Genomic DNA, 19,914 nt, shown 5'->3' on the forward strand with positions numbered 1-19,914 from the left:
GGGGAGGGGACCGGGGCGGTCGAGGCGAGGCGGTCGTAGATCGCCTGCGCCTGCGCCATCCGCTCGTCGTAGCGGTCCGGAAACGCGGATCGCTGGACCTGCTGGGCGTACCAGCCGGGCGTGTGGGTGGGCGAGTCGTAGGGCAGGGACTTCAGGGCGGTGTAGAACAGGCGCGAACTCAGCACCGGGTCCATGCGCTCGCGGGCGCTGGAGCCCCACCACGGCGCCCGTTGCTGGAGCGGACCGACGCTGTTGGCGTCCGAACCGACGGCGTCGTGCGGCTCCTTCAGCGAGTCGCGGTCGGCGGCGTTGGCGTAGACGGTGAGGTTCGATTCGACGAGGCCGGTCGCCAGGCAGATCACGATCCCGCGCTCGGAGACGCCGGACCGGCGACCCTCGGCGATGAACGCTGCCGCGACCCCGTCGCGGGTGTACGCGCTCATACCGGCACCACCGACTTCTTCCAGCTGCACACGCGGGCCAGCAGGTCGATCCCCGAGACCGGCCGGTTGGCGCTGTCGCGCCACATGGGCAGCCCGTAGGCGGTGGTGTGCTGCCCGCTCGCGAAGCCCGCGAGGTCGGCCGGCCAGGACCACCATCCCGGGTCGAACCAGTGCCCGACGTTGGCGAGGTCGGAGACCACGTCCTCGATCCCATCGGCGACCAACTGCGCGATGAGCGCGTTCGGGTCCGTGAGGGTGAAGGCCATCACGGGCCCGGCGAAGGCGTGCAGCGGCGAGACGGCGGGACAGGAGGTCATCACGTCGCCGGGGCTGGCGATCTCGAACAGCGGCACCGGCGATCGCTGGTCGTTCGGCACGGTCCCGGTGCCGGCCGTCGCGTAGATGCCGAAGCGGTTCGGCGTGATCGGCAGCCCGTAGGAGACGCCGGAGCGCCGGCTGGGATCCGCGACGGTGCCCACCATGAGGCAGCCGGCGGTGTCGGGACTGGTTCTGAGCCAGCGGATCACGCCGACGGCGCCGAGCGAGTAGCCCAGCACGATGTAGTGGTCGCCGGGGTGCAGTGCGGCGACCCGGGTGCGGAGCCAGTCCACCACCTGGGTCGCGCTGTTGTCGCCCGACGGTGCCAGGGGGTCGCGGGCGGCGTTGTCGAGGCTGATCGAGGCGCTGTACACCACCTGCTCGACGCTGACGTCGCGCAATCGCCGGGTGACGTTGTCCAGCATGTTGCCCGAGACGGGTTCGCCGGTGCCCCGGGCGCAGAAGACGAAAACGGACATTCGCTCGCTCCTTCGATGCGGAGATCGCCGGGGTGGGGGAGGAGTTCCGCTGGTGGGGACGGCGATCTAAGAAAAGTCTGCGCAGCGTCGCCCCCCGAGCACACGAGTAGCGCGCTACTCGATTCCGCGGGAGGGGCGGCCATGATGCTGCGCACCGAACGGCGGCAGATCGCGAAGACCGGATTTTCGACCGTTAGTACCCGAATGAACCTGTCGGGCAGCGAAATCCGGGCCACCGGACCGGCGCCGAGGGGCCGCGTCGGTACTAGAATAGCTGTTCATGCGACAGCAGTTGCGGATCGTCGAGCGGGGACGCGAGTACGACGACGTCCGCGCCGCGCTCGACACGGCATCCACCGGCTGCGGCGTGATCGTGACGGGGGACGCGGGGGTCGGCAAGACCACGCTCGCTCGCTCCGTCGCGGCGGACTCGAACCTCCACGTGCAGTGGGTCGCGGGAACCGAATCCGCGCGCGGCATACCGCTCGGCGTGTTCGCGCACCTCGTCGGCCCGGCCACATCGACCGACCCGGTCACCTATTTGTCGGCGGCCCGGGAGTCGCTGCTGGCGGACGGGCACCTGGTCGTCGGCGTGGACGATGCGCACCTGCTCGACGAGTTGTCCGCGACGCTGCTGCACCAACTCGCCATCGACCGTGCCGTGCACCTCATCGCCACGGTGCGCAGCGGCGAGGCGGTGCCCGACGCCATCACCAGCCTGTGGAAGGACGGGCACGTCGTCCGGATCGCGCTGGAGCCCTTCACTCTGGAGCAGAGCGTCGAGCTGGTCGAGGCGGCGGTCGGGGGACGCCTCGAGGGGCTGTCGGCCCGCCTGATGTGGGAGGCGTCCGGGGGGAACGCGCTCTACCTCAAGCACCTCGTGCAGGGCGCGCTCGAATCGGGGGCGCTGCGTGAGGTCGGCGGCGTGTGGCAGATGCGCGGGCGCGCGGCCGTGACCTCGGAGCTGGCGTCCCTCCTCGACGGGCGCGTCGATCATCTCGACGACGCCGTCCTGCACGTGTTGAAACTGCTGACGCTCTGCGAGCCGATCGATCTCGACGTGTTGGCCGACCTCGGCGGCGACGACGCGGTGGAGAAGGCCGAGGCCGAGGGGCTGATCCGGATAGCCCGCGAGGGCCGCGCCCTCTCCGTCCGTTACGCGCATCCGCTCTTCGGCGAGGTGATCCGGGGCCGGCTGGGGTTCGCCTCCTCCCGGCGGCTGCGCGGGCACCTCGTCGAGGCGCTGGGCCGGCGGGAGGTCACCTCGGCGTCGGACCGGATCCGGCTCGCGGGACTCGCCCTCGACAGCGACGCCGACCTCGAGCCGGGCCTCCTGCGCGACGCCGCCCGGGACGCCCTCATGCTCGCGAACGTGCCCATGGGGGAGCGCTTCGCCCGTGCCGCACTGGACGGCGGGGCGGGCCTGCCGGCAGCGTGCCTCCTGGCGCGGGCTCTCATGTGGCAGGGCGAGGCGGCCGAGTCCGATCGCGTGCTGCGCGCCTTCGACCCCGCGGATCTCGACGAGGTGGAGCTCGTGCTGTGGGGCGCGCAGCGGATCGGCAACCTGTTCTGGGCGGTCGGGGACGTCGCCGCCGCGAACGAGGTGCTCGCGCTGCTCACCGAGCGCGTCGAGACGCCGGTCCTCGCACTGATCGTGCAGGGCATCGGGTCGGCGTGCGCCGCGTTCACCGATGACCTGGCCCGCGCGCTGGAACTCGCGGACGGGGTCATCGGGTCGCCGGCGGCGACGCCCTGGGCCGTCGAATGGGCCGTGTTCGCGGGCGGTTTCGCACGGGCGCTCTCCGGCCGGGGAGACGAGGTAGCGGCTCTCGCGGCCCGCGGGCGCGAGGCGGAGCAGCACACCGACGGCGTGCTGCGCTTTCCCGCGGGCTACGGGGAGATCCTCGCTCTGACGCTGACAGGCGCGTTCGGGAGCGCCCGCGCCGCAGCGCAGCGCTACGTCGAATTCCGCTCAGCGGGGCAGTTCCTCGCGTGGGCGCTCTCCGGGATCCACGTGAGCGCCGTCGATCTCGCGGAGGCCGCTATGCGCGGGTCATCCAGCAGGCCGAACAGACGCTGGCGACGGTGCGGGACCGCCCCGACGTCTCGTGGGTCTTTCCCGCGCGCTTCCAGCTGGCACAGGCGTACGCCGCGCTCGGCGACACGGCCGCGGCGGCCGCGGCGATGGCGGACGCGCGCCGCCACTTCGGCGACAACGTCGCGGTCTTCGGCCACCAGTTGATGCTCGCGCAGGCGTGGCAGGAGGCGTCCGCGGGCACGACGTCCGCGGCGATCGCGACTGCCCGGGCGGCGGCCGACGCCGCGGGGACGAGCGGACAGCACGCGCTCGAGGCGGAGGCGCTGCACACCGCCGCGCGGCTCGGTGACGCGGAGCCCGAGATCGCCGATCGCCTCGATGCGCTCGCGGGACGGCTGGACGGCGTACTGGTCCCGCTGTACGCGCGGCACGCCCGCGCGCTGGCCGGCCGGGACGGCGCGGGCCTCGACGCCTGCGCGGCGGAGTTCGAGCGGATCGGCGCGCTGCCCTCGGCGGCGGACGCCGCCGCGGCGGCGGCGAGCGTGCACGCCGCGGCGGACCGTCGGAGCGCGATGCACAATTCCGCGGCCACCGCGGACCGTCTGGCCGCGGCGTGCGGCGGGCTGCGGACGCCGGCGCTCGCGGAGTCCGCCCACCCGCTCCCGCTCACGACCCGGGAACGCGAGATCGCGAACCTCATCGCCGCCGGGCTCACGAACAAGGAGATCGCCGACCGGCTCTTCCTCTCGGTGCGGACCGTCGAGGGGCACATCTACCGCGCCTGCGCCAAGGTGGACGCGACCGATCGCGCGGGCCTCGCGTCCGCGCTCGTGCGGGGGCGCCGCGATGCGGCCCGAATCGAGTAGCCCGCTACTCGTGACCGGTGTCCGCCCGCTTCGTACGGTCGGGCCATGAACGCCATCCGGAAGCCGAAGACCCTGGTGATCTGCTGCGACGGCACGTGGCAGAAGCCCGACAACAAGCACGTCTCGAACGTGGAGAAGATCGCCCGCGGCGTGGCCCCCGTCGGGCACGACGGCGAGCCCCAGATCGTCTACTACCAGCGCGGCGTGGGCTCCGCCGGCAGCCGGATCGAGCGCGTCCTCGCCGGTGCCTTCGGGTTCGGGCTCGACGCGAACATCCTGGACTGCTACTGCTTCCTGGCGCTCAACTACGAACCCGGCGACCGGATCTCGGTGTTCGGCTTCAGCCGCGGCGCCTACACGGCCCGAAGCCTCATCGGGATGATCTCCCACGTCGGGCTGCTGACGCCCGACGGCGTCGCGCAGGACAAGCTGCCCGAGGCGATGTCGGTGTACCGGTCGCGGCCGCCGGGCGAGAAGAAGGACCCGAAGCACGACGCGGACCTCGCGAAACTCGCTCCGTACTGCTACGACGAGGGCGTCGTCACCATCGACAACCTGGGCGTCTTCGACACCGTCGGCGCCCTGGGCCTCCCCGGCATCGCCCGCGAGAAGTACCGGTTCCACGACGTCGAGCTCAGCCCGAAGGTGAATCGCGCCCGCCAGGCCCTCGCGCTCGCCGAACGTCGTCGGCCCTTCGCGCCCTGCCTGTGGGGCGGCGCGCACCGGGACATCCGGCAGGTGTGGTTCGACGGCGTCCACCTCGACGTGGGCGGCGGCTACGAGAACTCCTACTACTCGGACCGGTCCCTGCTCTGGATGGTCGGCGAGGTGTCGCAGCGGGGGCGGCTGCGGGAGTCGGTGCGGCCCGAGCTCGACGTGCGGCCGGAGGACTACGACGACTACCCGGGACTGCGCTTCGACTGGTCCATGCTCGGGCCGGGCCTGTGCCCCACGGGTCCCGTCGAGAACGATTCGCTGGGCTTCGGATACCGGATCGCCAACGCCCTCGCGGAGATCCGCGACCTGTGGCGCCGGCCCGGGCCCGGCGTCGTGCCGGTCTTCGCCGGCGGGTGGCGCACCATGGCGCCGACCGCGCCGAGCGTCAACGATCCGCACGGCCGCGCCTACGACGTCCACCTCGAACGCAGCGCGGCCCAGCGCGGGATCAACCCGAACACGGCCACGTGGGTGGCCGAGGTGCGCGGCGCGCTCAGCCTGAAGCCCGACGGCTCGACCGGGCCGGCCGACGTGCACGCGCTGGACAACCTCTACACCGAGGTCCCCACCTTCGCGGCCCTCAGCGCGCCGCCCGCGAGCGGGACACTCAGAGCTGGCTGATCACGTCGAAGTCGCAGCCCTCCGCGCGCGCCAGGTACATCCGCTGATGCGCGTGGCCGTCGCGGAGCGCCATGTTGCCGCGGGCCCCTTCGTAGTGCACGCCGCCGACCCCCGCCATGATGTCCCGGACGTCCGTGCTGCGCACCGTCGACAACAGGGACTCGAGCAGGAGCATGCCCTCGAAGCACGACTCGCCCATCGAGGTGGGCGTGCAGGCGTCGGGGCCGAAGCGGCCGAAGTAGCGGGCGCCGAACTCCATCGACTCCGACGTCACGACGGAGTCGAAGTAGCCCGCCGAGGCGAACAGGTCGCGCGTGGCGTCCGGGCCCGAGGCCATGAGCATGTGTTCGTCCATGAGCGGCGAGTAGCGGACGAAGGCGCCGTCGAGGCCGGCCGCCGCGAAGGCCCGGTTGAACTCGACCGCGTCCTGCCCGAGGAGCAGCATCAGGACGCCGTCCGCGTCGGAGCGCGCGATGTCGGTGACGACGGACGAGAAGTCCTCCGTGCCGACGGGGACGAAGCGTGCGCCCACGAGATCGTCGCCGAGGCGGCGCGCGAACCGCACGCATGCCTTCGCGCTGTCGCGGGCCCACAGGTAGTCGCTGCCGACGATCCACCACCGGCGCAGTCCGCGTTCCCTGCGTAGCCATTCGAGGGCGGGGAGGATCTGCTCCTCGGGCGTCTCGCCCGTGAGGAAGACGCCGGCCGTCGACTCGCCGCCCTCGTAGAGCGCGGTGTAGACGTAGGGCACCCGCAGGTCGAGCCGCGCGGAGAGCGCGCGCCGCACGTCGGAGGTGTGCCAGCCGACGATGGCGTCGATCTCGCCCGCCGCCAGCAGGGACTCGACCTCGCGCGTCACGTTCGCCACGCCGGTGGCGGAGTCGATGGGGCGCACACCCAGTTCGCGCCCGAGGATCCCGCCCCGGGCGTTGATGTCGTCGGCGGCCAGCGTCGTGCAACTGAGGCACGACGGACCGAACAGCCCCGCGGGGCCACGTCGGGGGTACAACAGCCCAACGGTGTACTCGCTCATGGACGTCCGCTCGTCTGAAGTCCTGCACTACGGACCGGTGTCCTGTCGAGCGTACGCGGAGGACGCCCACGTCGGGGTTCGAACGCGATACAGTGGTCGCGGATTGCGATGACACAGTCGAGGATCGGGGCGGTTATGGACGCGAGCGCGGACCTGCGGGAGGCGCCGTCGCGCACCGTTTTCGCGGCCGTGTGCGAGGCCGACGACCTCGTCATGAACGTCCTCACGCCGGCCCTCGCGGAGCACGACCTCACCGTCGAGCACTTCCGGGCGCTGCGGCTGTTGGCCGCGGTCGAGGGCGCCACCGTCGGCGAGCTCGCCGCCCGGACGGGCACCACGCCGTCGTCGACCACCCGCCTGGTCGACCGGCTCGTCGAGCGCAACCTCGCGTACCGCCGGCCCGCCCCGGGCGACCGGCGCAGCGTTCTGCTGGCGCTCTCCGACACCGGCCGCGAGGTGTGGAAGTCGCTCGTCCTGCGACTCTCGTAGCCGCTCTCACCTGCATTTTCACCGATTCCGCTGCGCGCACCGGGCTGTCCGCGAATACTACCGATCAGAGATAGTGCCGAATCGGTAATAAATCGGGAGTCGCGATGACCACACTCGGATTGCTCTTCGTCGGAGCCGTTCTGTTCGTCAACGGGGCCTGGTTCCTCGGGGCGATCTCCGCCCGCGAGGCGGGCGTCTTCAACCTCTTCGTCGGGGTGATGCAGGTCGTCCTGCCGACGCTCGCCGTCGTCGCCGCCGACGGTGACCTCGGCGGGGTCTTCGGGGCGGGGTCGAGCTACCTGTTCGGCCTCACCTACCTCTACGTCGGCGTCAACAACCTCATGGGCAACGACGGCCGCGGCCTCGGCTGGTACTCGCTCTTCGTGTCCGCCATGGCGATCGTCTTCGGTGCCTTCTCCCTCTCGAGCGACCCGGTCTTCGGCGTCATCTGGTTCGTCTGGGCCGTCATGTGGCTGCTGTTCTTCCTCATCCTGGCCGTCGGGAAGACCTCGCTCATGCCCTTCACCGGCTGGCTGATCCTCGTCGGCGCGCACCTGACCGCGACGATCCCCGCGCTGCTGATCTGGCGGGGGAACTGGCCCACCAGTACATCGGCGGCCCTGTGGGCGGTCGTGATCGCCGTCGCGCTCCTGGTGCTCAGCGCCGTGGCGGCGCGGGTGCTGCCGTCGCTGCCGGCTCCGGCGTCCGCGCTCCAGTCCGTGCCGGCGGCCGCCGCGCCCGAGGCCGCCTGATCCTGCAATCCCTGCCCTGCAACGACATCAACGAAATCAACGAAAGGTCCCACCATGCGTCACGGAGACATCTCCTCCAGCCCGGACACCGTCGGCGTCGCCGTCGTCAACTACAAGATGCCGCGCCTGCACGACCGTGCCGGGGTGATCGAGAACTGCCACAAGATCGCCGAGATGATCGTCGGCATGAAGGCCGGCCTGCCGGGCATGGACCTCGTCGTCTTCCCCGAGTACTCCACGCAGGGCATCATGTACGACCCCGACGAGATGTACGCCACCGCCGCCGCGATCCCCGGCGAGGAGACGAAGATCTTCTCCGACGCCTGCCGCAAGGCCGGCACCTGGGGCGTCTTCTCCATCACCGGCGAGCAGCACGAGGACCACCCGAACAAGCCGCCCTACAACACCCTGATCCTCATCAACGACCAGGGCGAGATCGTCCAGAAGTACCGCAAGATCATCCCGTGGGCCCCGATCGAGGGCTGGTACCCCGGCAGCTCGACCTACGTCGTCGACGGCCCCAAGGGGCTCAAGGTCTCGCTCATCGTCTGCGACGACGGCAACTACCCGGAGATCTGGCGCGACTGCGCCATGAAGGGCGCGGAGCTCGTGGTGCGGTGCCAGGGCTACATGTACCCGTCGAAGGATCAGCAGGTGCTCATGGCGAAGGCCATGGCATGGGCGAACAACGTCTACGTCGCGGTCGCGAACGCCGCCGGGTTCGACGGCGTCTACTCCTACTTCGGCCACTCGGCGATCATCGGCTTCGACGGCCGCACGCTCGGCGAGACCGGCGAGGAGGAGTACGGCATCCAGTACGCGCAGCTCTCCGTCTCGACGATCCGCGACGCCCGCAAGCACGACCAGTCACAGAACCACCTGTTCAAGATCCTCCACCGCGGCTACACGGGCATCCACGCCGCGGGCGAGGGCGACAAGGGCGTCGCCGAGTGCCCCTTCGACTTCTACAAGCTGTGGGTCACCGACGCCGAGGCCGCGCGGGAGCAGGTCGAATCCTTCACGCGCGACACGATCGGCGTCGCCGACTGCCCCGTCGGGACCCTGCCCACCGAGAAGACCCGCGAGGCGTAGACCGTGCCCTTCATCACCGATCGCCTGGCCGCCGAGGGCGTCGCCGTCGGCGGCCGGGCGTCCGGCCACTCCGAGTCCCGCCCCACCGACGCCGAGTTCGCCAAGGCGGCGGTCGGGCGGGTCGACGCGGCGCGGATCCTGGCGCAGCTGCGCGCCAACGTCTTCGGACAGGACCACGCGATCGAGTCGATCTTCAAGACCCTCTCGGTGGTGCAGGCGGGCCTCACGGACAAGACCCGTCCGCTCGCCAGTCACCTGCTGGTCGGCCCCACCGGGACCGGCAAGACCGAGATCGTCCGCCAGCTGGCCTCCGCGCTGCGGACGGGGCCGGACGACTTCTGCCAGGTGGACATGTCGGCCATGGCGCAGGAGCACTACGCCGCATCCTTCGCCGGCGCGCCGCCCGGATACTCGGGCTCCAAGGAGGGGCTCAGCGTCTTCGACCGCGATCGCGTCGAGGGCACCGTCTCCATGCCGGGAATCGTGCTTTTCGACGAGGTGGAGAAGGCGCACACCACGGTCCTGCGGGCACTGCTGCACGTGCTCGACCGCGGGCAGCTGACCCTCGCGAACGGCCAGCAGCGGTACGACTTCCGCAACTGCCTGGTGTTCATGACCTCCAACCTCGGCAGCCGCGAGCTGCGCGCCGAGCAGGAGCGCGTGTGGCACCGGGCCGGGCGCTCGGTCTCCCGGCTGCTGCCCGCGCCGGCGGGGGAGCGGGTGGACCGCGTCCTGGAGGGGCGCCTCGACCGGATCTCCGAGCAGTCGATCGCGCGGTTCTTCGATCCCGAGTTCCTCAACCGGATCGACGAGGTGACGCTCTTCGAGGAGCTCTCACAGGACACCGCGGTGGAGGTGGCCCGGCACGAGCTGGAGATGTTCGCGGACCGGGCCCGCAAGCGCGGCGTGGACCTGACGATCGACGACGCGGTTGCGGCCCACCTGGTGGAGACCGGCTTCGACCCGGTGTACGGGGCGCGCTCTGTGCGGCGCGCCATCCGGCACGACGTCTGGCCCATGGTGGCCGAGGCGGTGATCGCGCACCGCGCGGCACGCATGGCGGACACCGCGAGCCGCGTCTCCGCGGTCCTCGTGGTCGACGGTGCCGCGGTGCGCTGCCGGGTGGGCGGGCCGGCCGAGTAGCGGCTCAGATCCGGCGCTGCAGTGCCTCCGCGGCCTGGAGCAGGTCCGCCGCCCAGCGGGCGCCGGGTCGCCGGCCCATACGGTCGATGGGGCCCGACACCGAGATCGCCGCGATCACCTCGCCACGGGGATTGCGGACCGGCGCCGAGACGCTGGCGACGCCGGATTCGCGTTCGCCGGCGCTCTGCGCCCAGCCGCGCTTGCGCACATCGGCGAGTGCGCGGTCGCTGAAGAAGGAGTCGGCGCGCGGGTCCGCCCACGCGGCGAGCACCTTCGCGCCGGAGCCCGCGGTCATCGGGAGGCGGGATCCCACCGGAACGGTGTCGCGCAGGCCCGAGGGCGGCTCGGCGGCGGCCACGCACACCCGGTGATCGCCCTCGCGGCGGTAGAGCTGGACCGATTCCCCGGTGATCTCGCGGAGCCGGGGGAGCACCATCGCCGCGGTGTCGACGAGCGCGTCGGCGGTGCTGGCCGCGAGCTCGCGCAGCGCGGAGCCGGGCCGCCACAGCCCGTCACCGTCGCGGGTGAGCAGCCCGTGCAGCTCCAGTCCCACGGCCAGACGGTGCGCCGTGGCCCGCGGCAGGCCGGTCCGGCCGCACAGGTCGGCGAGGCTCGCCGGTTCCTCCGCGGCCGCGCGCAGCACGGCCACCGACTTGTCGAGCACACCGATGCCGCTCACCGGGACGAGGCTTTCGGGGGTGTCCGGCAGTGCGGTATCATTTCCCATAGTTCGATACTAGGCTCTCGCATGGTGGGATTCAACGCGCAGCCCGCGTCCACCGGCGGAGCGAAGATCATGGAGCAGGTGGGAAGCATGCAGCCGCGCACAATGGCCGAGAAGGTCTGGGATCAGCACGTCGTCGTCAAGGGGGAGGGTGAGGGCGCCTCGCGCGAGCCCGATCTCATCTACATCGACCTGCACCTCGTGCACGAGGTGACGAGCCCGCAGGCCTTCGACGGCCTGCGCCTGGCCGGCCGGCCGGTGCGGCGCCCCGACCTCACCATCGCCACCGAGGACCACAACGTACCCACGGACACGCTGGTGCAGCCCATCGCCGACGAGGTCTCCCGCACGCAGGTGGAGACGCTGCGCCGCAACTGTGCCGAGTTCGGCGTCCGCCTGCACTCCATGGGCGACGGCGAGCAGGGCATCGTGCACGTGATGGGGCCGCAGCTCGGGCTCACCCAGCCGGGCATGACCGTGGTCTGCGGCGACAGCCACACCTCCACGCACGGCGCGTTCGGCGCCATCGCCATGGGGATCGGCACCTCGGAGGTCGAGCACGTGCTGGCCACCCAGACCCTGCCGCTCAAGCCGTTCAAGACCATGGCCATCAACGTCTCCGGAGAGCTGCAGCCGGGCGTCACGTCGAAGGACCTGATCCTGGCGATCATCGCCAAGATCGGCACCGGCGGCGGCCAGGGCTACGTCCTCGAGTACCGGGGCAGCGCCATCGAGAAGCTCTCGATGGAGGCCCGGATGACCATCTGCAACATGTCGATCGAGGCCGGCGCGCGCGCAGGCCTGATCGCGCCCGACCAGATCACCTACGACTACATCGAGGGCCGCGACCACGCGCCGAAGGGCGCGGACTGGGACGCTGCGATCGAGGCCTGGGACGCCCTCCGCACCGATGAGGGCGCGGTCTTCGACGCCGAGGTCGACATCGACGGCAGCGCGCTCACCCCCTTCGTCACCTGGGGCACCAACCCGGGCCAGGGTGCGCCGCTGAGCGCGTCGGTGCCCGACCCGGAGTCCTTCGGATCGGACGGCGAGAAGGAGACCGCCGCGAAGGCCCTGCAGTACATGGGACTCGAGGCCGGCACGCCGCTGCGCGACATCTCGGTCGACGCCGTCTTCGTCGGCTCCTGCACCAACGGCCGGATCGAGGACCTGCGTGCCGTCGCCGAGATCCTCCGTGGCCGCAAGGTGGCCGACGGTGTCCGGATGCTCGTCGTCCCCGGGTCGATGCGCGTGCGCGCCCAGGCGGAGGAGGAGGGATTGGGACAGGTCTTCCTCGACGCCGGAGCCGAATGGCGCCAGGCGGGGTGCTCGATGTGCCTGGGCATGAACCCCGATCAGCTCGCCGCCGGCGAGCGCTCCGCGTCCACGTCGAACCGCAACTTCGAGGGGCGCCAGGGCAAGGGGAGTCGCACGCACCTGGTCTCGCCCGCGGTCGCCGCGGCGACCGCCGTGCGTGGCACCCTCTCCGCCCCGGCCGATCTGGCCCCCGTCGCCGGCGCCTAGCGCCACCCGCAGTCGAAGGAGAACGACCATGGAAGCCATCGTCACCCACACCGGCATCGGCGTGCCCCTGCGCCGCACCAACGTCGACACCGACCAGATCATCCCCGCCGTCTACCTCAAGCGCGTGACCCGCACCGGGTTCGAGGACGGATTGTTCTCGGCCTGGCGCGCCGATCCGGACTTCATCCTCAACACCCCGCCGTACGACCGCGGCTCGGTGCTCGTCGCCGGACCGGACTTCGGCACGGGCAGCTCCCGCGAGCACGCCGTCTGGGCCCTCATGGACTACGGCTTCCGGGTGGTCATCTCGTCGCGGTTCGCGGACATCTTCCGCGGCAATTCGGGCAAGGCGGGCCTCGTTGCCGCTCTGGTCGAGCAGGAGAACGTCGAACTGCTGTGGAAGGCCCTGGAGAACGACCCGGGGTTGGAGATCACCGTCGACCTCGAGGACAAGACGGTCACCGCGGGGGACCTGGTAGTCCCCTTCACGATCGATGACCCGGTCCGACACCGCCTGATGGCCGGTCTGGACGACATCGGCATCACCCTGCAGCAGGACCAGGCCATTGCCGAGTACGAAAGCCGCAGGCCCGCATACAAACCCGTCACCCTGTAGCGCGACGAACCATCAGTGGCGGCACCGAATCGAACCGGTGCCGCCACTTGTCATTCCGACACACCTTCGATCAAATCTGGCGTGGCTCTTGGATTGAATGCAATTCTGCGTTTACGGTGTCCCTAGTTGGCTCAGCGGTGAGCCTCCGACCACAGAGGGAAGATCGTCCATGAACAAGGCAGAACTGATCGAGGCGCTCACCGAGAAGCTGGGCACCGACCGCCGCACCGCCGGCGCCGCCGTCGAGGCGATCGTGGACACGATCGTCCGTGCCGTCCACTCCGGTGAGTCCGTCACCATCACGGGCTTCGGCGTCTTCGAGCAGCGCAAGCGCGCCGCCCGCGTCGCCCGCAACCCCCGCACCGGCGAGACCGTGAAGGTCAAGCCCACCTCCGTTCCCGCGTTCCGCCCCGGTGCGCAGTTCAAGGCCGTGATCTCCGGCTCGGCCAAGCTCCCGGCCTCGGGCCCGGCCGTCCGCCGCAGCTCGGCCACCGCGGCCGCGCCCGCCAAGAAGGCGGCGGCGAAGAAGGCTCCGGCGAAGGCCGCCAAGGCGACCGCCACCAAGGCGGCCGCGAAGAAGGCCCCGGCGAAGGCGACGAAGGCCGCCCCCGCGAAGAAGGCCGCGACCAAGGCACCCGCCAAGAAGGCGGCGACCAAGGCGCCCGCGAAGAAGGCCGCGACCAAGGCCCCCGCCAAGAAGGCCCCGGCGAAGACCACGCCGGCCAAGAAGGCGGCGACCAAGGCGCCCGCCAAGAAGGCCGCGACCAAGGCCCCCGCCAAGAAGGCCCCGGCCAAGGCCACGCCGGCCAAGAAGGCGGCCACCAAGGCCCCCGCCAAGAAGGCGCCGGCCAAGAAGGCTCCCGCCAAGAAGGCCGCCAAGAAGTAGAACGACGCCCGTCGAGCCCGCTGCCCCTGGACGCCTCAGTGCTCCAGGGGCAGCGGGCTGTCGATGTGGTCCATGGTCAGCAGGCGCCCGCCCTCGGTGGTGAGCACCCACACGCTGGCCTTGCGGTTACGGGCCGCGGGCAGGCGCACGTCGTCCGCCCCCGCCCACCACGCCGTGAGATCCGGGATCACGCCGCCCTGGCTGCAGACCACGGGGACGGTGCCCGATTCCTCGCCCGTTCGCGCGATCTCGCGGATCCGGCGGTGCGCGGCCGCCGGATCGCGGGCGTACGCGGTCTCCGACACCGTCGGCTCCTCGACCAGCGGCAGGCCCGTCTCGGCCGCCAGCGGCTCCAGGGTCTGCGTGCACCGGACGGGCGGCGCCGAGAGCAGGCGGCCGGGCCCGAAGGCGCTCAGGAGGTCCACCAGGGCCTCCGCCTGGGCCCGCCCGTTGCGGTCCAGGGGCCGCGCGAGGTCGTCGCCCTGATAGCCCTGCTTCCGGCCGGCCTTGGCGTGCCGGACGATCAGCATCGTCGCCGTCGACCGCGGTTGCCTGCCGAAGGTGCGCAGGATCCGGCGGTCGATCGGGTAGCTCAGCAGCGCCGTCGCCGCCTTCACCGACATCCAGCGCAGCTCGTCGGTCTCCTCGTTCGGCACGAAGACGCCGGAACCCGCCAGCGCCGACCAGTATCCGACGCGCTTGCGCACCGTCGCCCCACCCGGGCCGTGCCGCTTGCGCCGCGGCACGTCGTACGCCACCTGCCCGACCGCGCGCACGAACCGGGCCGAGTAGCCCGTCTCCTCGACCACCTCGCGCAGGCCCGCCACGACGGGATTCTCGTCGGGCTCCACGTGCCCCTTGGGCAGCGACCAGTCGTCGTAGCGGGGGCGGTGCACCACAGCCACTTCCGGGCCGTCCGGGGCGGGGCGCCAGAGCACGCCGCCGGAGGCGCGGACGACCGCGCCCTCGCCTCCGCCGCTCACCGCTGGCTCGCGCGGTGCGCGCGCATCAGTTCCCGCTGGTGATCCCGCACGGTCTCACCCGGCACGGGGGAGGCGTTCCAGTTGCCGTCACCGTCGAGCACCCAGCAGCGGGTCGCGGGATCGAGGGCCGAGTCGAACATCTCACCCAGCTGCCGCGCGAGGCGTGGGTCCTTGACCTGCGCCATCACCTCGACGCGGCGGTCGAGGTTGCGGTGCATCATGTCGGCACTGCCGATCCAGAACTCGTCCGCGCCGCGGAAGTGCAGGATCCGGGAGTGCTCGAGGAACTGCCCGAGAATCGATCGGACGGTGATGTTCTCGCTCACCCCCGGGACGCCCGGCCGCAGGGCGCAGATGCCGCGGACGACGACCTCGACGGGCACGCCCGCCTGACTCGCGCGGTACAGCGCGTCGATGATCTGCTCGTCCACCACGGCGTTCGCCTTGAGCTGCACCCCGGCGGGCTTGCCCGCGCGCTGCAACTCGATCTCGCGATCGATCCGCTCCACGATGCCCGACCGGATGCCGTGCGGTGCCACCATCAGGTTGCGGTACTCCTCCTTGCGGGAGTAGCCCGTGAGCCGGTTGAACAGATCCGTCAGGTCCGCGCCCAGATCGGGATCGGCGGTGAACAGGCCGACGTCCTCGTACAGGCGCGCGGTCTTGGGGTTGTAGTTGCCCGTGCCGATGTGGCAGTACCGGCGGATCGTCGAGCCCTCGCGGCGGACCACCAGGCAGGTCTTGCAGTGCGTCTTCAGGCCCACCAGGCCGTAGACCACGTGCACCCCGGCCTGCTCCAGCTTCCTGGCCCACTTGATGTTCGCCTGCTCGTCGAAGCGGGCCTTGATCTCGACCAGGGCGACGACCTGCTTGCCGGCCTCCGCGGCATCGATCAGCGCGTCGACGATCGGCGAATCGCCGGACGTGCGGTACAGGGTCTGCTTGATCGCCAGCACATGGGGATCCGCGGCCGCCTGCTCGATGAACCGCTGCACGCTGGTGGAGAACGAGTCGTACGGGTGGTGCACGAGCACGTCGCCCTCGCGGAGCGTGGAGAAGACGCTCTTCGGGGTCTCCCGCTCGCCGAACGCCGGATGGGTCACCGGGACGAAGGGCTTCTCCTTGAGATCCGGCCGGTCCACGCCGTACAGCTCGAACATGCAGTTCAGGTCCAGCAGGCCGGGGACCGTGATGACATCGGCCGGGTCGACGTCCATCTCGCGCAGCAGCAGCTCGAGCATGTGCTCGGACATGTCCTCCGCCACTTCGAGTCGCACCGGTGAGCCGAACCGGCGCCGCGCGAGCTCCCGCTCGAGGGCCTGCAGCAGATCCTCGTCGCGGTCCTCCTCGACCTCGAAGTCCGCGTTGCGCGTGATGCGGAAGACGTGGTGCTCGGAGACCGTCATGCCCGGGAACAGGACGTCGAGGTGCGCCGAGATCAGGTCCTCGAGCGGGAGCACCGCGTGGTCCATCCGCTCGGTGCGCACCGAGACCATCCGCGCGACGTTGTCCGGCACCTTGACGCGAGCGAAATGCTCGCCGCCCGTGCTGGTGTCGACGACCGCCACGGCCAGGTTCAGGGAGAGCCCCGAGATGTACGGGAACGGATGCGCGGGGTCGACGGCGAGCGGCGTGAGCACCGGGAAGACCTGCGTGTGGAAGTACGCGGTCAGGTCCTGCTGCTCGGCCGGCGTCAGGTCCGCCCAGCTGACCACCGAGATGCCCTGCGCCGCCAACTCCGGGCGCACGGCGTCGCTGAACACGAGGGCGTGCTTGTGCGAGAGCTCCTGGGTCCGCTGGGAGATCAGGCGCAACTGCTCGCGGGGCGACAGGCCGTCCGCCGAGCGGACGGACAGCCCCATCTGGTCGCGCCGCTTGAGCCCGGCCACCCGGACCATGAAGAACTCGTCCAGGTTCGAGGCGAAGATCGCCAGGAACTTGGCCCGTTCGAGCAACGGCAGCGAGGCGTCCTCCGCCATCGCCAGCACCCGGGCGTTGAAGTCGAGCCAGCTCAGCTCCCGGTTCAGGTAGCGATCCGCGGGCAGATCGCTGGGCACCTCCGCCGGCGCGGCGGGCGGAGCCGTCGGGATGGCCGTCGGCCGGCCCGACGGCGGGAGTGCGGTCTCGGCGACCGCGGTGCTCGGGGCTGCGGGCGTCGGTTCGGCGGAGGGGGCGGGAGGCTCGGTCGTCACCGTTCCATTCTGGCGTATCGGGCGCGTGCATTCGACGCGAAGCCCCGATCGGTCGCCGCGAGCACCGCCGCGGTGTGCTCGCCCAGGGGCCCGGCGTCGGCGAGGTCCTGCGGAAGGTCGACGTCCGTGCGCAGCCCCGGCCACGGGCCCGCGTGCCGTTCGGCGCCGCCGGCCCCGTGCGCCGCCGCGGAATCCGGCCCGAACGCGGCGCGCAGCTCGGTTCCCGGGGGAGCGTAGAGCGCCGCGGTCCCCGTTCCGGCGTCGTCGGGGGCGAACCCCCGGCGGCCGGCGGTCGCCGCGAGGAAGGCCGCGAGCTCCGCGGGAGTGACCCCCGGCAGGTCCGCCTGCAGGGCCAGCACCGCGACCTCGGGCCCGTGCTCGGCGCGGGCGGCGCGGGCCCCGGCCTCGAGCGCGACGTTGAGGCCGCCGGGATCCGGTTCGTCGACGGTCCGCGCGCCGGCCGCCTCGGCCGCGGCGCGGACCGCGGGATCGGGGGAGACCACGTGCACGCCGAGGACGCCGGGCGTCGCCGCGGCCGCGGCAAGGGTGTCCAGCAGCATCGCCAGGACGAGGCCCGGGACGGCCTCGCGGCGGCCGTCGCCGGGCGCGGCGAAGCGGGACTTGGCGGCGTCGAGCGACTTCACGGCGGTGACCACCACGACGGCGGGGCGCGCGACGGCCCCGTGCGGTGAGCTCATGACCACCAATGTAGGCGCGCCGAACCGACCCTGCCGTCTCCGGGCGGGCGATAGGCTCATCCGGGCGCCCACGGATCCGGTGGGCGGGTGCGATGCGAGGAGGGGCCCGGATGGTCGACGTTGCGGTGATGGGGGCGGGTTCGTTCGGGACCGCGATGGCCAAGGTCTTCGCGGAAGCCACCCGCCCGGAGCCGCACCGGGTGCGGATGTGGTGCCGCCGCCAGGAGGTCGCCGACCAGATCAACGAGACCCGGATCAACGCGCAGTACCTGCCCGAGGGCGTACTTCCCGAGAACCTCTCCGCGACACACGATCCGGAGGAGGCGATGCGCGGTGCAGGGCTCGTGGTGCTCGCGGTCCCCTCGCAGTCGCTGCGCGCCAACCTGCGCGACTGGGGCCACCTGATCCCGCCCGACGTCACCGTCGTGAACCTCGCCAAGGGCATCGAGATCGGCACGCTCGACCGGATGAGCGAGGTCGTCGTCGACGCCGCCGGCATCGACCGCGACCGCCTCGCGGTGCTCACCGGGCCCAACTTCGCCAAGGAGATCGCCAAGGGGCAGCCCACCCTCGCCGTCGTCGCCTCCGACAACGCCGACCGCGCCTCCCGCGCCCAGTACCTGGTGCGCACCGACTACTTCCGGCCCTACACCAGCGACGACGTCGTGGGCTGCGAGATCGGCGGTGCCACCAAGAACGTCATCGCGCTCGTCTGCGGCATCGCCTCCGGCATCAACCTGGGCGAGAACTCGCGGGCCGCGATCATCACCCGCGGCCTCGCCGAGACGCTGCGCCTCGGCACGGCCCTCGGCGCGCAGCCGCTCACCCTGGCCGGGCTCGCCGGCGTCGGCGACCTCGTCGCGACCTGCAGCTCGCCCCAGTCCCGCAACTTCAGCTTCGGTGCGCGCCTCGGCCAGGGCATGACCGTCGAGCAGGCGCAGGCAGCCGCCCACGGCCAGGTCGCGGAGGGCGCCAAGTCGTGCATCTCCATCGCCGATCTGGCGCGACGCGTGGGCGTCGAGATGCCGCTCACCGAGGCCGTGCGCGCGGTCTGCTACGACGGGGTGCCCGTCTCCCGCGCCATGGACGACCTGCTCAATCGCGACGTCGGTGGCGAGTGGCGGCCCAAGGACGCCGACTAGCCCCACGGGTCGGGCGCGCGGGTAACCGCGTGGCCCTCCGTTCGGGCGACACGTAAGGTGGGCGACCGTGACGGAGCGAATCAGGGTGGCAGTGGTCTTCGGCGGGCGCAGCAGCGAGCACGCGGTCTCGTGCGTGTCGGCGGGCAGCATCCTCGCCCACCTCGATCCCGAGCGCTACCAGGTGGTCCCCGTCGGAATCACCCAGGCGGGCGCGTGGGTGCTGTCCGACGGTGACTCCAAGGCACTGAAGTTCGCCGATCGGGCTCTCCCGAGTGTGGCCGATGGCCCGACGGATCTGGCGCTGCTGCCCGGCGCGGAACTCGTCTCGGTGCACGCCGACAGCGCGGGGGAGCTCCTCGGCGCCGTCGACGTCGTGTTCCCCGTCCTGCACGGCCCGTACGGCGAGGACGGCACCCTGCAGGGTCTGTTGGAGATGGTCGGTGTGCCGTACGTGGGCGCCGGCGTGCTCGCCTCCGCCGCGGGCATGGACAAGGAGTTCGCGAAGAAGCTGCTCGCCGCCGACGGCCTACCCGTGGGCGACTTCCACGTTCTCCGCCAGCGCGACGCCGAGGTCCCGTCGGACGTGCTGCACCGCCTGGGGCTGCCGCTGTTCGTCAAGCCCGCCCGCGGCGGCTCGTCGATCGGCATCACCCGGGTCACCGACCTGACCGAGCTGCCCGCGGCGATCGCCGAGGCCCGGAAGTGGGACCCGAAGGTCATCATCGAAGCGGCCGTGATCGGCCGCGAGGTGGAGATCGGTGTCCTCGAGCGGCCCGACGGCACCGTCGCCGCGTCCGCGATCGCCGAGATCGAGATGGCGGCCGACGCCGAGCACTCCTTCTACGACTTCGAGACCAAGTACCTCGACGACCGCGCGCAGTACACCGTGCCCGCGAACCTCACCGAGGAGCAGTCGGCCGCGATCCGCGACCTCGCGGTGCGCGCCTTCCACGCGTTCGACTGCCAGGGCCTCTCGCGCGTCGACTTCTTCCAGACCCCCGACGGCCCGGTCATCAACGAGGTCAACACGATGCCCGGGTTCACGTCGACGTCGATGTACCCGCGGATGTGGGCCGAGTCCGGCGTCGACTACGCCGAGCTGCTCACGATCCTCATCGAGACCGCGCTCGCGCGGGGCACCGGCCTCCGGTAGCCCCG

Annotated in this window: 16 protein-coding genes and 2 pseudogenes; 11 read left to right on the forward strand and 7 right to left on the reverse strand. The window is 71.6% G+C overall.

Translation table 11 applies throughout. The annotated features are described in order from the left end of the window. Together ACM9LD_RS02555 and ACM9LD_RS02560 are read right to left on the reverse strand one after the other, a co-directional pair. Positions 1–443 (reverse strand): annotated as a pseudogene (locus tag ACM9LD_RS02555) (hypothetical protein); the annotation flags it as partial. After that, entirely contained in the window at positions 440–1,240 is an 801-nt protein-coding gene (locus tag ACM9LD_RS02560; protein WP_415675240.1) for a hypothetical protein, read from the reverse strand. The gene ACM9LD_RS02560 and the pseudogene ACM9LD_RS02555, both read right to left, overlap by 4 nt. Positions 1,241–1,520: 280 nt before the next feature. Here ACM9LD_RS02560 and ACM9LD_RS02565 point away from each other — a divergent pair. Continuing rightward, positions 1,521–4,144 (forward strand): annotated as a pseudogene (locus tag ACM9LD_RS02565) (helix-turn-helix transcriptional regulator). Positions 4,145–4,189: 45 nt separating this feature from the next. Continuing rightward, a complete protein-coding gene (locus ACM9LD_RS02570) occupies positions 4,190–5,482 on the forward strand; it encodes a DUF2235 domain-containing protein (protein WP_415675241.1) in 1,293 nt (430 codons plus the stop codon). Here ACM9LD_RS02570 and ACM9LD_RS02575 read toward each other — a convergent pair. Continuing rightward, positions 5,469–6,515: a substrate-binding domain-containing protein gene (locus tag ACM9LD_RS02575; protein ID WP_415675242.1), complete on the reverse strand. Its 1,047-nt coding sequence runs from the start codon at positions 6,513–6,515 to the stop codon at positions 5,469–5,471. The genes ACM9LD_RS02570 and ACM9LD_RS02575 overlap by 14 nt on opposite strands. Positions 6,516–6,650: 135 nt before the next feature. On the opposite strand from ACM9LD_RS02575, the gene ACM9LD_RS02580 reads away from it, so the two are divergent. The 4 genes from ACM9LD_RS02580 (at position 6,651) to ACM9LD_RS02595 (ending at position 9,991) form a co-directional block, all read left to right on the forward strand. Then, entirely contained in the window at positions 6,651–7,004 is a 354-nt protein-coding gene (locus tag ACM9LD_RS02580; protein WP_415675243.1) for a MarR family transcriptional regulator, read from the forward strand. A 104-nt stretch (positions 7,005–7,108) separates the two neighbouring features. Next, entirely contained in the window at positions 7,109–7,756 is a 648-nt protein-coding gene (locus ACM9LD_RS02585) for an AmiS/UreI family transporter (RefSeq protein ID WP_415675244.1), read from the forward strand. A gap of 54 nt (positions 7,757–7,810) precedes the next feature. After that, on the forward strand, positions 7,811–8,848 hold the full coding sequence (locus tag ACM9LD_RS02590) for an aliphatic amidase (RefSeq protein WP_068521441.1): 1,038 nt from the start codon (positions 7,811–7,813) through the stop codon (positions 8,846–8,848). 3 nt (positions 8,849–8,851) lie between these two features. Continuing rightward, on the forward strand, positions 8,852–9,991 hold the full coding sequence (locus tag ACM9LD_RS02595) for an AAA family ATPase (protein WP_415675245.1): 1,140 nt from the start codon (positions 8,852–8,854) through the stop codon (positions 9,989–9,991). Positions 9,992–9,995: 4 nt separating this feature from the next. Here the strand turns inward: ACM9LD_RS02595 and ACM9LD_RS02600 are convergent, their stop codons facing one another. Further along, positions 9,996–10,718 carry an IclR family transcriptional regulator gene (locus ACM9LD_RS02600; protein WP_415675246.1) on the reverse strand — a complete coding sequence of 241 codons (723 nt, stop codon included), beginning with the start codon at positions 10,716–10,718 and terminating at the stop codon, positions 9,996–9,998. Positions 10,719–10,805: 87 nt separating this feature from the next. On the opposite strand from ACM9LD_RS02600, the gene leuC reads away from it, so the two are divergent. From leuC to ACM9LD_RS02615, 3 genes are all read left to right on the forward strand, one after another. Continuing rightward, the gene (leuC, locus tag ACM9LD_RS02605) at positions 10,806–12,239 is read left to right on the forward strand and encodes a 3-isopropylmalate dehydratase large subunit (RefSeq protein ID WP_415675585.1); all 1,434 of its coding nucleotides are present in this window, start codon (positions 10,806–10,808) and stop codon (positions 12,237–12,239) included. Positions 12,240–12,267: 28 nt separating this feature from the next. Then, positions 12,268–12,855, forward strand: coding sequence for a 3-isopropylmalate dehydratase small subunit (gene leuD, locus ACM9LD_RS02610; protein WP_415675247.1), 588 nt, complete (start codon positions 12,268–12,270; stop codon positions 12,853–12,855). 169 nt (positions 12,856–13,024) lie between these two features. Then, positions 13,025–13,741 carry an HU family DNA-binding protein gene (locus ACM9LD_RS02615; RefSeq protein WP_068521432.1) on the forward strand — a complete coding sequence of 239 codons (717 nt, stop codon included), beginning with the start codon at positions 13,025–13,027 and terminating at the stop codon, positions 13,739–13,741. Positions 13,742–13,776: 35 nt separating this feature from the next. On the opposite strand, the gene ACM9LD_RS02620 is transcribed toward ACM9LD_RS02615, so the two are convergent. The 3 genes from ACM9LD_RS02620 to cofC are packed head-to-tail and all read right to left on the reverse strand — an operon-like array spanning position 13,777 to position 17,614. Then, complete coding sequence (locus tag ACM9LD_RS02620) at positions 13,777–14,724, reverse strand: NUDIX hydrolase (RefSeq protein ID WP_415675248.1); 948 nt, start codon at positions 14,722–14,724, stop codon at positions 13,777–13,779. After that, entirely contained in the window at positions 14,721–16,916 is a 2,196-nt protein-coding gene (locus ACM9LD_RS02625; RefSeq protein ID WP_415675249.1) for an RNA degradosome polyphosphate kinase, read from the reverse strand. The genes ACM9LD_RS02620 and ACM9LD_RS02625 overlap by 4 nt, the downstream gene beginning before the upstream one ends. Then, entirely contained in the window at positions 16,913–17,614 is a 702-nt protein-coding gene (gene cofC / locus ACM9LD_RS02630; protein ID WP_415675250.1) for a 2-phospho-L-lactate guanylyltransferase, read from the reverse strand. Before cofC ends, ACM9LD_RS02625 begins: the two co-directional genes overlap by 4 nt. Positions 17,615–17,724: 110 nt before the next feature. Between cofC and ACM9LD_RS02635 the strand changes: the two genes are divergently transcribed. Both ACM9LD_RS02635 and ACM9LD_RS02640 read left to right on the forward strand, forming a co-directional pair. Further along, the gene (locus ACM9LD_RS02635) at positions 17,725–18,756 is read left to right on the forward strand and encodes an NAD(P)H-dependent glycerol-3-phosphate dehydrogenase (RefSeq protein ID WP_415675251.1); all 1,032 of its coding nucleotides are present in this window, start codon (positions 17,725–17,727) and stop codon (positions 18,754–18,756) included. A gap of 67 nt (positions 18,757–18,823) precedes the next feature. Further along, positions 18,824–19,909, forward strand: coding sequence for a D-alanine--D-alanine ligase family protein (locus tag ACM9LD_RS02640; protein ID WP_415675252.1), 1,086 nt, complete (start codon positions 18,824–18,826; stop codon positions 19,907–19,909). Positions 19,910–19,914 lie beyond the last annotated feature (5 nt).

The sequence above is a fragment of the Tsukamurella hominis genome, assembly GCF_965137015.1.
GTDB classification, from domain to species: domain Bacteria; phylum Actinomycetota; class Actinomycetes; order Mycobacteriales; family Mycobacteriaceae; genus Tsukamurella; species Tsukamurella hominis.